General features: G+C 64.1%; 12 protein-coding genes. 4 read left to right on the forward strand and 8 right to left on the reverse strand.

The features are described 5' to 3' along the window. Positions 1–19: 19 nt before the first annotated feature. From AAC077_RS15645 to AAC077_RS15675, 7 genes are all read right to left on the reverse strand, one after another. Positions 20–1513: a class I adenylate-forming enzyme family protein gene (locus AAC077_RS15645; RefSeq protein WP_339771277.1), complete on the reverse strand. Its 1494-nt coding sequence runs from the start codon at positions 1511–1513 to the stop codon at positions 20–22. Then, the gene (locus tag AAC077_RS15650; protein WP_339771279.1) at positions 1510–2286 is read right to left on the reverse strand and encodes an enoyl-CoA hydratase family protein; all 777 of its coding nucleotides are present in this window, start codon (positions 2284–2286) and stop codon (positions 1510–1512) included. Before AAC077_RS15650 ends, AAC077_RS15645 begins: the two co-directional genes overlap by 4 nt. After that, complete coding sequence (locus AAC077_RS15655; protein ID WP_339771281.1) at positions 2283–2711, reverse strand: PaaI family thioesterase; 429 nt, start codon at positions 2709–2711, stop codon at positions 2283–2285. Before AAC077_RS15655 ends, AAC077_RS15650 begins: the two co-directional genes overlap by 4 nt. Beyond that, a complete protein-coding gene (locus AAC077_RS15660; RefSeq protein WP_339771283.1) occupies positions 2701–3798 on the reverse strand; it encodes an acyl-CoA dehydrogenase in 1098 nt (365 codons plus the stop codon). Before AAC077_RS15660 ends, AAC077_RS15655 begins: the two co-directional genes overlap by 11 nt. After that, positions 3795–4994 carry an acyl-CoA dehydrogenase family protein gene (locus AAC077_RS15665; RefSeq protein WP_231034519.1) on the reverse strand — a complete coding sequence of 400 codons (1200 nt, stop codon included), beginning with the start codon at positions 4992–4994 and terminating at the stop codon, positions 3795–3797. Before AAC077_RS15665 ends, AAC077_RS15660 begins: the two co-directional genes overlap by 4 nt. A gap of 20 nt (positions 4995–5014) precedes the next feature. Further along, complete coding sequence (locus AAC077_RS15670) at positions 5015–7114, reverse strand: 3-hydroxyacyl-CoA dehydrogenase NAD-binding domain-containing protein (protein ID WP_339771288.1); 2100 nt, start codon at positions 7112–7114, stop codon at positions 5015–5017. A 186-nt stretch (positions 7115–7300) separates the two neighbouring features. Beyond that, a complete protein-coding gene (locus tag AAC077_RS15675; RefSeq protein ID WP_339771290.1) occupies positions 7301–7792 on the reverse strand; it encodes a class I SAM-dependent methyltransferase in 492 nt (163 codons plus the stop codon). A 164-nt stretch (positions 7793–7956) separates the two neighbouring features. Between AAC077_RS15675 and AAC077_RS15680 the strand changes: the two genes are divergently transcribed. From AAC077_RS15680 to AAC077_RS15695, 4 genes are read left to right on the forward strand one after another with little or no spacing between them, the layout of a single operon-like run. Further along, complete coding sequence (locus tag AAC077_RS15680) at positions 7957–9726, forward strand: ABC transporter ATP-binding protein (RefSeq protein ID WP_339771293.1); 1770 nt, start codon at positions 7957–7959, stop codon at positions 9724–9726. Beyond that, entirely contained in the window at positions 9719–11671 is a 1953-nt protein-coding gene (locus AAC077_RS15685) for an ABC transporter substrate-binding protein (protein WP_339771296.1), read from the forward strand. Before AAC077_RS15680 ends, AAC077_RS15685 begins: the two co-directional genes overlap by 8 nt. Next, positions 11668–12696 (forward strand): ABC transporter permease, encoded by a 1029-nt coding sequence (locus AAC077_RS15690; protein ID WP_339771299.1) that lies wholly within the window; start codon positions 11668–11670, stop codon positions 12694–12696. Before AAC077_RS15685 ends, AAC077_RS15690 begins: the two co-directional genes overlap by 4 nt. Next, entirely contained in the window at positions 12693–13847 is a 1155-nt protein-coding gene (locus AAC077_RS15695; RefSeq protein WP_339771302.1) for an ABC transporter permease, read from the forward strand. The genes AAC077_RS15690 and AAC077_RS15695 overlap by 4 nt, the downstream gene beginning before the upstream one ends. A gap of 6 nt (positions 13848–13853) precedes the next feature. Here the strand turns inward: AAC077_RS15695 and AAC077_RS15700 are convergent, their stop codons facing one another. After that, complete coding sequence (locus tag AAC077_RS15700; RefSeq protein ID WP_339771305.1) at positions 13854–16079, reverse strand: DEAD/DEAH box helicase; 2226 nt, start codon at positions 16077–16079, stop codon at positions 13854–13856. Positions 16080–16189 lie beyond the last annotated feature (110 nt).

Genomic DNA, 16189 nt, shown 5'->3' on the forward strand with positions numbered 1-16189 from the left:
GCCCGGACCATGGCCGGCCTCAGCCGATCTGATCGGCAAAGGCTTCCAGCAGTTTGTGTTTCAGGATCTTGCCCGTGGGTGCCGCGGGCAAGGACGACGCCAGGATGATTTGGCTGGGCCGTTTGTAGCCTGCCAGCCGTTCGGCGGCGAAGGCGCGCAGCTCGTCGATGCTGACATCATCGCCATCGGCCACCTGACAAAAGGCCAGCACTTTTTCGTCGCCGTCCACCTTGTGCCCGATCACCGCCGCCTGAATCACCTGCGGGTGGTCGTTCAGCGCTGCCTCGACCTCGGGCGGGTAAACGTTGAAGCCGCCGTGAATGATCAGCTCTTTTGACCGGCCCACAATGTGCAGGTGCCCCTTGTCGTCGATGCGCCCCAGATCGCCGGTGTGCAGCCAGCCGTCTGCCGACAGCACTTTGGCGGTGTCCTCCGGGTTCTTGTAATAGCCCTTCATGATCTGCGGGCCGCGGGTGATCACCTCGCCCACGCCGTCGCCCGATCCGGGCGCGTCCATGTCCAGCGCCACCTCGACCCCCGGCAGGGCGGGGCCGACCGAAATGTCGGGGTCACCGATGGCATTGGTGGTGGCTGCGGTGCCTGCGCTGGTTTCGGTCATGCCGTAGCCGTTTTGCAGGGCAACGCCATAGAACGCTTCGGCTTGCCGTTTCCACGCGGGGTCCAGCGGGGCCGCACCGGACGACACATAGCGCAGCGTCGGGCTGTCGAGCCGCGTGTAGCCCATCTTGCGCGTGTAGGCCATCAGCAGCGCATGCATCTGCGGCACGGCGGAATAGAGGGTCACACCGGTTTTCAACGCCTCGTAGGTCGCCGCCACGTCGAACCGCGCCGCCAGCCGAACGGGCGCGCCGGTATAGACCGCCGCCGCCATGACCGAACACATGCCGAAAACATGGGTCATCGGCAGCACGCCATAGATCACGTCGTCGGGCGTCATGTTGCGCAGGTTGGACGAGGTCAGCCCGCCAAAGCGCACGTTGTCATGGGTCAGCATCACCCCCTTGGGCGTGCCGGTGGTGCCGGTGGTGTACAGCAGGATCGCCACATCGGTGGCCGCATCCGGTGTGCCACCCTCAAGGGCTGCGAACGACAGCGCGCCATAAGACCCCGTCACCTCGACCGCGCCGAACCGCGCGCCATGGGCCGCCGCATCCGGCGACGCGGCGCTGGTGCAGACCAGTGCGCTGGGTTCGGCGTGGTCGATGATCTTTTGCACCTCGCCCGCCGTCTGGCGTGCGTTGAATGGCACAACGGTCGCGCCGATCTTCCATGCGCCGAACAGCAGCGCCACGGCGGCCACGCAGTTTTCGGACAGCATCAGAACACGGTCGCCCGCGACGACGCCCAGACCAGTCAGTCGTGCGCCGACGTCATCGGCGGCAGCGTCCAGTGCGGCATAGGTCACCGAGACGCCGGTGCTGTCCTCGAACGCCAGCGCATCGGGGCGCTGTGTGACCTGATGGGCCAGGTAGTCTTCGACGCGCTTGCTCATTTACCAAACTCCGGCGCGCGTTTTTCCAGGAAGGCGGCGATGCCTTCGGCGGCTTCGGACGCGCCTGCGGCCCAGGCCATGCCGTCGCGTTCCATATCCAGTTGCGCGGCCTCGTCCTGATCATAGGCGCGGGCGACCATTTCGCGGATGCGTCCCTGGGCCACGCGGGGGCCTTTGGCGATGCGGTCCACGAGGGTCAGCGCCTGCGGCACCACGTCGTCTGCGGCGCAAAGCTGGCTGACGACACCCAGATCGTGCAAGCGGTCTGCTGTTACGGGCTGCGCCAGCACGCACATCTCCATCGCCAACTGGCGCGGGATCATGCGGGCCAGATGCGCGGTCAGGCCGCCATCGGGCACCAGCCCTGCGTTCACGTAAGAGGCGGTGAATTTCACGCCCGTTTCCGCCAGGATCATATCGCAGGCCAGCGCGATCGACGCCCCGGCCCCGGCAGCGCCGCCCTTGACGGCGGCAATCACCGGCACGGGGCTGCTGCGGATCAGACGGATCAGGTCGTGCAATTCGTCGATCTTGTCGCGCCGCGCGTCCTCGGCCATGTCGCGCCGTGCGATCAGCACATTCAGGTTGCCGCCCGCACAAAAGAAGCCACCGGTCGAGGTCAGCACAACCGCACGAATGCGCGGTTCCTGCGCCTTGGCGAAAGCCTCGGTGATCACGGCATAGAGTTCGGGCGACAGCGCCCCGCGCATGTTTTCATTGCCGTTCCAGACGATCAGACGGTCGCCCGCATCTTCAAGATATGGATCGCTCATCCCCGCCCCTCCGGCACTTTTTTGTAGACGCCGGTGGCCGTGGCCAGCAAACGCCCGTCTTCGTCGTGCAATTCGCCTTCGAGAAACATCAGGCTGCGCCCGCCGCCGGTGACCTTGCCCGTCGCAGTCACGCGGCCCTTCATCGCGGGTGCGATGAATTGTGTGTTCATCGAAATGGTCAGGAACTTGTCGCTGCCATCCTTGGACGAATGCATTGCAGCGCCATAGCCCATCGCATTGTCGAGAATGCAGGCGATGATCCCGCCGTGCAGCGCACCATGGCGGTTGCCGTGCTGCGCGCCGATATCCAGCACGCAGCGTCCTTTTCCATCATTGGCCGAAACATCAACCACATACCCCAAGAGCGTTTGTGCGCCCGTCTCGTCGCGGATAATACCCGGCCCGTCCGTCATATCACGCAGCACTCAGCGCGATATAGCGTTCCAGGTGATGATCCGTGTCACCAAAGCGGTGATCGGCCATGATGATACGCTTGGCGATGTGGGCCAGTTCGTATTCCTGCGTCATGGCGATGCCACCGTGCATCTGGATCGCTTCCTCGGCGATCAGACGACCGGCGCGGCCCAACAGGTTTTTTGCCGCCGAAATGTTCATGTCACGAATGCGGGTGTCTTCGTTCAGGTTGCCCGCAGCGTTGATGACGGCGCTGCGCGCCTGTTCCATTTCGATCAGCATGTCGGCCATGCGGTGTGCCAGCGCCTGGAAGGTGCCGATCGGGCGGCCGAACTGTTTGCGCGTGCCAAGATAGTCGTTGGTCAGCTTTGTGGCCGTGTCCATCGCACCCAGCGTTTCGGCGCACTGCGCCATGGTGGCCAGCGCCATCACGTCCGACAGCACGGCAAAGCCGTCTTCGGTCAGCAGGTCGCCCTCGACACCGTCCAGCGTGACCTCGGCGGCGCGGCCACCGGCCAGCAGCGGATAGCCCTGAATGGTCAGACCCGCCGCGTCCTTGGCGACAAGGTACAGCGAAATGCCAGCCTCGTCCGCCACGTCGCCGCTGGCGCGGGCCGACACGATCAGGTGATCGGCGTTTTCGGCGTTCATCACCACGGCCTTGCGCCCGTTCAGCTTGCCGCCATCGACGGAGGTGCGCACGTGGCTGGTGTCATAGCGGCTGGTGGGTTCACCATGCGCCACGGCCAGTTGCAGACCGCCGCCGATCATCTCTTCGACCAGGTCGGTTTTGTCACAGGCGGCCAGAATGCGGCCCCCGATCAGCGCGCTGTCCATGAACGGTTCGACCACGCCCGCGCGGCCCAGTTCCTCGAACACCACGGCGATGTCGAAACCCGCACCGCCAAAGCCGCCCTGATCCTCGGTGAACATCGCACCGATCACGCCCAGCTCGGCCAGTTGCGTCCAGACCTCTGTCGACATGCCGTTTGGCTTTTCGAGAATCTCGTTGCGTGTGGCTGTCGAATATTTGTCCCGCAGGTAGCGCCGCAGGCTGTCTTGCAGCATTTGCCGCTCTTCTGTCAGCTCAAAGTTCATTTGCCACCTCCCATCATGACCTTCGCGATGATGCCGCGTTGGATTTCGTTGCTGCCGCCAAAGATCGACAGCTTGCGATTGTTGAAATATTGCGCCGCGACCGGACCGGCCTCGTGCGGGTCGGGCAAGGCTTCGTTGCTGCCTTCGATGGCTTCGGATGCGAAGGGCATCGCATAGGGGCCAACAGCGCGGCGGGCCAGATCGTTGATTTCCTGACGGATGATCGTGCCCTTGACCTTCAGCATCGACGCCTCGACGCCCGGAGCACCACCGGCGGCGGCCGCCGAGATGATGCGCATGTTGCTGGTCGCCATTGCCTTCAGGTCAATCTCGACCTGGGCGACACGGGCGGCAAAATGCGGGTTCGCCATCAACGGTTTGCCACCGGCCATTTCGGCACGGGCAATGCGTTTGACCGTGTTCAGACCGGCCTGCGAGAACCCGACGCCCGCGATGTTGGTGCGTTCGTGGGTCAGCAGATACTTGGCATAGGTCCAGCCCTTGTTTTCTTCACCAACAAGGTTTTCGACCGGCACTTTGACGTCGTCAAAGAACACCTCGTTCACCTCGTGCGCGCCATCCAGCAGGATGATCGGGCGCACTTCGATGCCGGGGGTGTTCATGTCGATCAGCAGGAAGGAAATGCCCTCTTGCTGTTTCACGTCGGGGTCGGTGCGCACCAGGCAGAAGATCATGTTGGCGTGCTGGCCCAGCGTGGTCCATGTCTTTTGGCCGTTGACGATATAGTGGTCGCCGTCGCGCACCGCGCGGGTTTTCAGCGACGCAAGGTCAGAGCCGGCGCCCGGCTCGGAATAGCCCTGACACCACCAGTCCTTGCCCTCGAGCAGACGCGGCAGCCAGTAATCCTGCTGCTCTTTCGAGCCGAACTTTTGCAGCACGGGCGCCAGCATCGACAGGCCGAACGGCACGATGCGCGGCGCGTGGTGGGCGGCGGCCTCTTCTTCGAAGATGTGCCGCTGAACCGCGTTCCATTCGGCACCGCCGAATTTCTTCGGCCAGTTCGGGGCCAGCCAGCCCTTGCTGTTCAGGATGGCGTGCCATTTTTCCTGACCTTCCTTGCCCAGCTCTTCGCCAAGGCGGATCTTGTCGGACATTTCCTTGGGAAGTTCGTCACGCATGAATGCGCGAACCTCGTCGCGGAATGCCAGTTCTTCGTCGGTATAGCTCAGGTCCATATCCGGTCTCCTTATCGGGATCAGGCCGCAGCGGCCTTGTTGAGGTCGTCGAATGTCTTGCCTTCGGCCACCAGCTTTTCAAGCAGCGGCGCGATTTGCCAGAAGTACGGATCTTCCTTCTGGTACTCTTTCATGTCGGCCAGCAATTCAGGCAGGCCCACGATGTCGGCCCATTTCAGCGGACCACCGCGATACCGCGGGAAACCATAGCCAAACAGCAGCGTCATATCCACGTCCAGCGGACGGCGGGCAATGCCCTCGCCCACGACTTTGGCCGCTTCGTTGACCATCGCGGCCATGTAACGGCGCACGATCTCTTCCGAGGTGAAATCACGCGGGGTGATCCCCTGTTTGGCGCGTTCTTCTTCGATCAGCGGCATGACGTCCGGGTTCGGCACGCGTGCCTTGGCGCCGGCGGAATAGTCGTAATAACCCTTGCCGGTCTTCTGGCCAAAGTGGCCGTCTTCGCACAGTTTATCGGCGTAGGAGCTGTCACGCGCGCGCGGGTCGATGCCCTCGGCGCGTTTGCGTTTGCGCACGGCCCAACCGATGTCCAGACCGGCAAGGTCGGCCACGGCGAAGGGGCCCATGGCGAAACCGAAGTCTTCCAGCGCCTTGTCGATTTCATAGGGCGACGCGCCGTCCAGGATCATGTGATCGGCGGCGGTGCGATAGGTCGACAGGATGCGGTTGCCGATGAACCCGTCGCAGACACCGGCGCGCACGCTGATCTTGCTCATGCGTTTGCCCAGCTCGAAGCCGGTGGCCACCACGTCCTTTGCGGTTTTGTCGGCCACGACGATTTCCAGCAGTTTCATCACGTGGGCGGGCGAGAAGAAGTGCAACCCGATCACGTCCTCGGGACGGTTGGTGCAGGCGGCAATCTCGTTCACGTCCAGATAGGATGTGTTCGACGCAAGGATCGCGCCCTTTTTGCAAACGCGGTCCAGTTCGGTGAACACTTTCTTCTTCACCGACATTTCTTCGAACACCGCTTCGATCACCAGATCGACATCGGACAGCGCGTCATAGTTGGTCACGACGGTAAGGATGCTGGTCAGGATCGCGTCGTGTTTGTCCTGGCTGATCTTGCCCCGCTTCAAGGCACCGCTCAGGTTGCCCGCGATGCGCTTGTGCGCGGCTTCGCCGGCTTCGGCTGTCATTTCCAGCAATGTCACCTGAAAGCCCGACAGCAGGGCCGACGTGGCAATGCCCGCCCCCATGGTGCCGCCACCGATCACACCGATGTGCTGTAGACTGCGGGGTTCAACGCCTTTCAGCTCGGGCAGGTTGCCCACGGCACGTTCACTGAAGAACGCGTGAATCATACCCTGGCGCTGGTCCGTGGCCATCAGGTCCATGAAGATCTTGCGCTCGGCGGCCAGACCTTCGGCAAAGGGTTTCTCGACACCCGCCTGCACGGCACGCACGCACCATGCGGGGGAAATCTGGCCGCGGCCACGGGCCAGAATGGCCTCGAACGCGCCGTCCCAGTCGATTGCGGCGGGCGGGTCCATTTCCGACACCGGACGGCGCGGTGCGCCTGCGCCCAACAGCGATTGCGTATAGTCGATGCCGTTTTGTTTGGGGTCGCCGTCGCGGACCTCGTCGATCAGGCCCAGTTTGGCGGCCTCATCCGCCTTGACCTGACGACCTGTGGTCATCACGTCCAGCGCCGCCTCGACGCCGGTCAGGCGGGGCATACGCTGGGTGCCGCCGGCACCGGGGATCAGGCCCAGATGCACTTCGGGCAGACCGACACGGGCGGATGGCACGGCGATGCGGTAATGACAGCCCAATGCGACCTCAAGCCCGCCACCCAGGCTGACACCGTGCATGGACGCGACCACCAGCAGAGGCGACGCCTCGATGCGGTTGATCAGGACGGGCAGATGCGGCTCCATCGGGGGCTTGCCGAACTCGGTGATGTCGGCACCGGCGAAAAACGCGCGGCCTTCGCCCACGATCAGAACGGCCTTGACGCCGTCGTCGGCCTCGGCACGGTCCATGCCATCCCACAGGCCCTGGCGTACGGCCTGGCTGAGTGCGTTGACGGGTGGGTTCTGTACCGTCAGCACGGCGATGTCACCATGACGGGAATATGCAATCTTGTCGCTCATGACTGGGTTCTCCTCCGGGTCGGCTGTCTTGCGCGCCGGCACACAGTTTCGGGATGCGAAACTGCATTCCGCGCCAGCGCGGTCAGATAGCCACAAGGGGCCAAGGCCCGCAAGGAGAACATAGGCGCAGTTTGAAACGCCGCCACGTCACAAACGACCCGCCGCCGCAGGACAGCGGATGTGTGCCTAGCGTGGTGCGCGGTAGATAAAGCAGCGCCCCGGTACGGCATGTTCCGGCAAGGGCAGTTCCTCGAACCCTTCAAAATACATCTTGTCGCTCGACACCATCACGCCGCCCGGCGCCAGCAGCGGCTGCACATAAGGCGAAATGTTGCGGGCGAAAATGTCGTTCTTGGCGCGGTTGTGGCCCCCCAGATCGGCGTGCACAAGTGCTGCCACCGGCCCGAACCGTTCCAGCGCCTGTGGCAGGGTGTCATAGACATCGCCCAGCAACAGCATGTCATCGGGCGGCGTGCTGTCGGGGTGCGACGCAACCGCACGTTCGAACACGTAGATCGCACGCGGGTCCAGCACCTTGCGCATGTGGTGATAGGTCCGCCCGTTGCCCAGGCCCAGTTCGAACGCGGGGCCGTCCATATCGGCCACCAAGGCAGCAGCGTGTTCCAGGCAGGCGCGTTGCGACACCATCCGGTCAATAAACAAATCCAGTCGGCTCATGCAGAAAGCTTTCTTATCAGGGCATTTCTATCCTACATGGGGTACAAGGCCACGAATGTGTAGGGTAAGTGGCACACAAACGCGCCATCACTGGACCTATGTGGCGAAATCGGGTTTCACTGAGACAAACACAGTGCTGCAAACAGCGCACAACAGGGGATAGCATGACACCACTTCTTGATGTGGCAGACCTGAGCATCGGGTTCGGCATTGAGCCACCCGTGGTGCAAGGCGTCAGCTTTTCCGTGATGCCGGGCGAAACGCTGGCGCTGGTGGGGGAAAGCGGCTCGGGCAAGACGCTGACCTGCCGGTCCGTGCTGCGCATCCTGCCGGGTGCGGCGCAACTGCGGTCGGGCAGCATCCGCTTTGGCCGTGCGGGCGCAGTGCAAGACCTGCTGACCCTGCCCACCCGCAAGATGCGCGACATACGCGGCAACCACATTTCGATGATCTTTCAGGAACCCATGCGGTCCCTGTCGCCATTGCACCGGATCGGCAATCAGGTCTCCGAAGTACTCAAGCTGCACCGGTCGAAAACCGGGACCAACCCGCGCAAGCAGGTGCTTGAGACCTTCGAGCAGGTGGGATTCACCGACCCCGAACGCGTCTGGCGCGCCTATCCGTTCGAGCTGTCGGGGGGCATGCGCCAGCGGGCGATGATCGCCATGGCGATGGTGGCGCGGCCCGATCTGCTGATCGCGGACGAACCGACCACGGCGCTGGACGTGACCACCCAGGCACAGGTGCTGGGCCTGATCAAGCAGTTGCAACGCGACACCGGCATGGCAGTGATTCTGGTCACCCATGATCTAGGCGTGGTCGCCAACATGGCCGAAAAGGTCGTGGTGATGAACAAGGGCATGGTGATGGAAAGCGGCCCCGCCGCTGCCGTGCTGGGCGCACCGCAACATGGCTATACCCAGAAACTGTTCGCCGCCGCCCCGATGATTCCGCAGGTGGCCGCGCCCTCTGCACCGGTCGTCTACGACGATCTGATCCTTGATATGCAGCACGTCAGCAAAACCTATCAGATGCGCGCAAGTGGCTGGAAGGCCCCGATACAGGTGCGCGCCTGCATCGACGTCAACCTGTCCCTGCCGCGTGGCCGCACGCTGGCCGTGGTGGGCGAAAGCGGCTCGGGCAAGACGACCTGCGCGCGCATCGCCTTGGGTGCCGAAATGCCCGACAATGGCAGCCAGGTTCTGTTTCGCGCCAAAGGGGCCGATGCGGCGCTGCCGGTGCACGCCATGGACCGCGCCCAGCGCACCCGCTTTCAGCGTTCTGCGCAGATGGTTTTCCAAGACCCCTATTCGTCGCTGTCCCCCCGCATGCGCATCCAGGAGGCGCTGACCGAGCCGATGGAGATCCACGGCCTTGGCACCCGCGCCGACCGCCGCGACAAGGCCGCCGAAATGCTGCGCTGGGTGGGCCTGTCGCCCGATATGCTGGGCCGCTTTCCGCACGCCTTTTCCGGCGGCCAGCGCCAGCGTCTGTCCATCGCGCGTGCCCTGACCCTGAACCCGGAACTGCTGGTCTGTGACGAGCCGACCTCGGCGCTGGACGTCAGCGTGCAGGAACAGATCCTGACACTGCTCGAAGACATTCAGGAGCGCATGGGGCTAAGCTATCTGTTCATCAGCCACGATCTGGCCGTGGTGTCGCGCATTGCCGACGAGGTCGCGGTGATGCGGCAGGGCGTCATCGTGGAGCAGGCCCCGCCCGACACGCTGTTCTACAGCCCGCAGCATCCTTACACCAAGGCGCTGATCGCGGCGCAGCCGGAACCCGACCTGTCACGCCCCATCGACCTGGCGCTGGTGGCCAAGGGGGCCGGATCGCCCGCGTCATGGCCCGAAATGTTCCGCTTTGACGGCAGCGCCGCCCCCGCGCTGGTCGAAGTGAACCCCGGCCATCAGGTGCGTTGCCATGTTTAGGCCGCTGCGCCCCTTGCTGCTGGCCGCCGCCATGGCGCTGTCCGGCTCCTTGGCGGATCCGCTGGCCGCGCAAACCTCTCCCGTGCAGGTACAGGAAAGCACATTCTGGGCCGACGAGGTGGCGCGCGGCGCGATGCCCCCGGCGGCCCAGCGCATCCCGCAAGAGCCGCTGGTCGTCGACCTTGAGGCCAAGGGCCGCAGCTTCGGCAAGCAGGGCGGCACGTTGCGCACCATGATCTCGCGGTCCAAGGACGTGCGGCAGATGGTGGTCTATGGCTATGCGCGGCTGGTGGGCTACGACAAGACCTATAACCTGACGCCCGACATCCTGCGCGACGTGACCGTCGAGGACGACCGCCGCTTTACCCTGCATCTGCGCAAGGGGCACAAGTGGTCCGACGGCTCCGACTTTACCTCGGCCGACTTTGCCTATTGGTGGAACGATGTCGCCAACAACCCCGCGCTGACCCCGACCGGCCCCCCCGACGTGATGCGCGTGCGCGGGCACCTGGCCACCATGACCTTTCCCGATCCGTGGACGGTGGTGGTGGAATGGCCCGTGGCCAACCCCGAATTCCTGCAACAACTGGCAGCGGCGCGGCCGCCGTTCATCTACCGGCCTTCCACCTATCTGAAACAGTTTCACGTCGCATACGCAGACCCCGACAAACTGGCCAAAGAGATCGACCAACATCGGGTGCGCGGCTGGGCGGCGCTGCACAACCGCATCGACAATATGTACAAGTTCGACAACCCCGACCTGCCGACCTTGCAGCCGTGGATGAGCGCGACACCCAACAGATCGTCGCGCCAGGTGTACGTGCGCAACCCGTATTTCCACCGCATTGATGCACGCGGTGTGCAACTGCCTTATATCGACGCGGTGGAAATGACCGTGGTCGGCGCAGGGCTGGTCGCGGCAAAATCCAACGCGGGCGAGGTGGACCTGCAGGCGCGGGGGCTGGATTTCAACGACGTGTCGATCCTGAAAAAGGGCGAAAGCGACGGCGCGAACTATCACACATTGTTGTGGGGCAACGGGGCCGCCAGCCAGATTGCCATCTATCCCAACCTGAACTTTGCCGATCCGGTCTGGCGCGACGTCATGCGCGACGTGCGGTTTCGGCGGGCCCTGTCCATGGGCATCGACCGGCGCATGATCAACCGCGCGCTGTACTTCGGCTTGGGCATGGAAGGCGGCATGACCGCCCTGCCCGACAGCGCCTTTTTCAGCGAGACGAACCTGCACGCATGGGCGCGCTATGATCCCGACGCCGCAAACGCCCTGCTGGACGACATGGGCCTGACCGAACGCACCCGTGCCGGTCTGCGCAAGCTGCCCGATGGCCGGCCGATGGAGTTCGTGATCGAAACCGCCGGCGAACGCCAAGAGGTTGAAAACGCGCTGGCGATCATCACCGACACATGGCGCGAGCTGGGGATCAAGCTGGTGATGCGCCCGCTGGACCGCGACATCCTGCGCAACCGTCTGTATGCGGGTGTCAGCATGGCCGGTGTCTGGTTCGGCTGGGACAACGGGCTGCCGCAACCCTATACGCCGCCGGGCTACCTGGCCCCGACCGAGCAGGATTTCATGGCCTGGCCCATGTGGGGGCAGTATTACCAGACCCGCGGCGCCGCAGGCGAACCGGTGGATATGCCGCAGGCCAAGCGGCTGCTGGAGCTGTCCGGGCAATGGAGTGCGGCCACCGACACTGAAACCCGCAGCGACATATGGCGCGAGATGCTGGAAATTCACGCCAGCGAACAATACGGCATCGGCATTCTGGCCGAAGCGCCGCAGCCCATCGTGGTGAACAACGCGCTGCGCAATGTGCCCGAAGTGGCCATATGGGCGTGGGAACCGGGGGCGCATTTCGGCGTGCACCGGATTGATGAATTCTGGTTCGATCTGCCTGCGCAGACAGCACAGGTGAGCGAATGATGTTTCTGAAATACGCAGGCTATCGTTTCGTGACGATGCTGCTGACACTGGGGGTGGTGTCGATACTGGTCTTTGCCATCATCAACCTGCCGCCCGGCGACTACCTGTCGAACCAGATCGCGGAACTGCGCGCCACCGGTCAGGCCGAGGGCGTCGCCAAGGCCGAATTCCTGCGCACCGAATACGCCTTGGATCGCCCGCTGTGGATGCAATACCTGATCTGGATCGGCGCGGCCCCCGGCCCCCAGGGGTTCAGCGGACTGATACAGGGCGATTTCGGTTGGTCGTTCGAGTTTGATCAGCCCGTGGCCGATATTGTCGGCGATGCGCTGTGGCTGACCGTGCTGGTGAACCTTGCCGCCGTGCTCTTTGTCTATGTCGTCGCCTTGCCGCTGGGGATGCTGGCGGCGGCGAAATCCGAAACATGGGTGGACTATTCGGCGGCCTTTGTCGGCTATCTGGGGCTGGCCACGCCGAACTTTTTGCTGGCGCTCATGCTGTTTTACTACGGGCACAAATATATGGGCCTGCCCATCGGCGGGCTGATGTCCCCCGAGTTCGAGGGCGAACCGATGAGCCCCGCCAAGGTGCAGTCGATCCTGATCCACCTGATCGTGCCCACCTTTGTCATCGGCACGTCTGGGGCGGCGGCAATGATGCAGCGCCTGCGCGCCAACATGCTGGACGAGCTCAGCAAGCCCTACGTCGAGACCGCCAAGGCCAAGGGCATGAGCCCCGCGCGCCTGCTGGCCAAGTACCCGCTGCGCATGGCGTTCAACCCGTTCGTGGCCGACATCGGCAACCTGCTGCCTGCGATGGTGTCGGGGTCGGTTCTGGTGTCGGTGGTGCTGGGCTTGCAGACCATCGGGCCGTCACTGCTGATCGCGCTGAAATCCCAGGACCAGTTTCTGGCCGGTTTCGTGCTGATGTTCGTGGCGCTGCTGACATTGATCGGAACGATGGTTTCCGACCTTCTTCTGGTGCTGCTTGACCCGCGCATCCGCTACGGAGCACGCGAGGGATGACCACTTTGCCCGACGGCCACTATATCGACGATGCGCCCTATGATCCGGATGAGAACCTCAGCGCGCTGGACCGCAAGGACATGGACGCGCCTGCGTGGCTGCTGGTCTGGCGGCGGTTCCGGCGGCACAAGCTGGGGCTGATCGCGGGGCTGTTCTTGCTGCTCAGCTACCTGTTGCTGCCCGTTGCAGGGTTTATCGCGCCCTACACCCCGAACGAGCGCAGCGCCGAATATCTGTACCATCCGCCGCAAGGCATCCACCTGTTCCACGATGGCAGCCTGATCGGGCCGTTTGTCTATCCGACCACGGGTCAGGCCGATCTAAGCAACTTTCGCTGGCAGTATGAAACCGACACCACCAGGCCCATGCGCTTGCAGATGTTCTGCGAGGGTGGCGATTACCGGCTGCTGGGGTTCATCCCCTCCGACACCCACCTGTTCTGCGCGCCACAAGGGGCCACCGTGTTCCTGTTCGGGTCCGACCGGCTGGGCCGCGACGTGTTCAGCCGCATCCTGTACGGCGCGCAACTGTCGCTGACCGTGGGTCTGATCGGCATCACCGTATCGTTTGTCCTGGGCATCTTCTTCGGCTCGATCGCCGGTTATTTCGGTGGCAAGACCGACTGGATCATCAACCGCGCCATCGAGATCCTGCGCAGCCTGCCCGAACTGCCCTTGTGGCTGGCGTTGTCGGCGGCGGTGCCGTCGAACTGGGGGCCGGTGGCGGTGTTCTTCATCATCTCGATTATCCTCGGCATCCTCGACTGGCCGGGGCTGGCGCGGGCGGTGCGGTCAAAATTCCTGAGCTTGAGGGAAGAGGAATACGTGCGCGCGGCTGAAATGATGGGGGCCAGGCCGGGGCGCGTGATCCGGCGCCACCTGCTGCCCAACTTCATGTCGCACCTGATCGCCAGTGCAACACTGTCGATCCCGGCGATGATTCTGGGCGAAACCGCCCTGTCGTTTCTGGGGCTGGGGCTGCGCGCGCCAGCGGTCAGCTGGGGCGTGATGCTGAACGATGCTCAGAACCTGGCCAGCATCGAGATCTATCCGTGGACGGCGATCCCGATGCTGCCGATCATTGTCGTGGTTCTGGCGTTCAACTTTCTGGGCGACGGGCTGCGGGACAGCCTGGACCCTTACAAGTCGTAAGTGCCCTTAGCCGCGCGGTTTGCGCGGCGGCTGGCTGCCGCCCGGTCCGGCAAAGCCGCGTTTGCCTGCGGGTTTGCCGGCGGGTTTGCCCGCTGGCTTGCCTTTGAAACCACCCGCTGGTGCGCCTTTGCCCTTGGGTTTGCCGCCTGCACCTGCACCACGCGGCGTGGTCACGGCGCCGTCAGCGCGGGCGTTGTCCATGGTCGAGCGCGGCTTTTTCTTGTGCGCGGTATGCGGCGCGGCGGGCTTGCCGCCCTTTGGCTTCTTGCGGCGCGGGGTCGAGGTATCGTTCCAGTCGATCGGGCCTGCCGATTTGGGCGGGCCTTTGCGCGCGGGCTTGTCGTCGGGGTTATAGTCCGACTTGGGCTTTGGGTCCGCGTTGCCCTTGTACTCGGCCTTGGCCTTGTGCTCCGGCTTGGACGCGGATTTATACGCGGGCTTGTCGGATTTCGGCGCGGCATGGGTTTCGGGTGCGCGGCTTAGGGCCGGTTCGGCGCGGGGCTTGTCGTCCCACTGTTTTTTCGGCTTGTCGTCGCGCGGCGGACGCGGCGCGCGTTCGCCGCCTGCGTCACGGTCCCGGCCCTTGTAGGGCGGCTTGCCACCACGGGCAGGACCACGGTCATCGCGCGGCTTATACGCAGGCTTGGGACGGTTGGCCTCGGCCGGTGGTGTCGCCAGACGCTCCAGCTTCAGCCCGCCCTCGACGGTCATGTCATTGCCCAGCGCGGCCGCAAAGCTGTCGGCGCTGGATTGCAGGATTTCCACAAAGGACGCATCGTCCGAAATGCGGATCGCACCCAGATCGTCCTTGGTCACGTCGCCGGCCTTGCACAGGATCGGCAGCAGGCGGCGCACTTCGACGCCCTGATTGCGGCCACCCGAGACCGAGAACCAGACGCTGGGGCCAAAGGCCTGACGCGGTTTCGGTGCCTCGTTGGTGGCAGCCGACAGATCTTCGGGCGCGGTATAGCGTTGGGCCAGCACGCGCACTGTGGCGGCGGCAAGCTGTTCGGGCGTGTACATCTCGGCCAGTTTGGCCACCAGACCTGCTTCGCTTTCCTCGATGGGTTCGTACCACATCGGATCGGCCAGCAGGCGGGCCTCGTCCTCGGCGCGCACGGCGTCGGCACTGGGCGCTTCGCCCCATGTCGCCTCAAGCTGGGCCATCTTCAGGATGCGTGTCGCTTTCGACCGCACTTTGGCGGTGACGATCAGCGCGCTGACGCCCTTGCGGCCCGCGCGGCCGGTCCGGCCCGAGCGGTGCAACAGCGTTTCGTGGTTCGATGGCAGTTCGGCGTGCACCACCAGATCAAGGTTGGGCAGGTCGATGCCGCGTGCGGCCACATCGGTCGCCACGCAGACACGGGCGCGCCCGTCGCGCATGGCTTGCAGCGCGTGGGACCGTTCGGCCTGGGTCAGTTCGCCCGACAGCGCCACGACCGAGAACCCCCGGTTCGACAGGCGCGTGGTGATCCGGTTGACCATGGCACGGGTGTTGCAGAACACGATGGCGTTGGGCGCCTCGAAGAACCGCAGGGTGTTGATAATGGCGCTTTCGCCGTCGTGGTTGGCCACGGACATGGCGCGGTATTCGATGTCGGCGTGCTGCGACGTGCCCGACAGGGTCGTGACCCGCTGCGCGTTGCGCTGGTATTTCTGCGCCAGTCCGGCGATGGATTTCGGCACCGTGGCCGAGAACATCAGCGTGCGGCGGTCTTCGGGGCATTCGCCCAGAATGTATTCCAGATCGTCGCGGAACCCCAGATCCAGCATTTCGTCGGCTTCGTCCAGAACCACACCGCGAATGGAGTCAAGGTTGATCGACCCGCGCATGATGTGGTCGCGCAGACGGCCCGGCGTGGCCACAACAATATGCGCCCCGCGGTCCAGCGCACGACGTTCGTCGCGCATGTCCATGCCGCCCACACAAGACGCCATCACGACGCCCGCCTTTTCGTACAGCCACGCCAGTTCGCGCTTTACCTGCATCGCCAGCTCGCGGGTCGGTGCGATCACCAGTGCCAGCGGCGCGTTTGCGGGGTCAAAGCTTTCGCCGTCGCCCAGCAACGTCGTGCCCAGCGCCAGGCCAAAGCCCACGGTCTTGCCCGATCCGGTCTGGGCGGAGACGAGCAGATCCTGCCCTTCAAGGGCCGGGTCGGTCACAGCCTCCTGTACGGGCGTGAGGGTTTCATATCCGCGCTGGGTCAGCGCATCGGCAAGGCTCTGTTTCAAAGGTTTTGGCTTTCGTTTGCGTAAGGCACGCGACCTATGCCTTTTGACAGCACTTGTCGAGAGGCTTTAGTCGCGCCATTCTAGCGCGCTTGCGGGCGTCTGGGCACCCA

The sequence above is a fragment of the uncultured Pseudosulfitobacter sp. genome (genome assembly GCF_963976325.1).
GTDB lineage: Bacteria > Pseudomonadota > Alphaproteobacteria > Rhodobacterales > Rhodobacteraceae > Pseudosulfitobacter.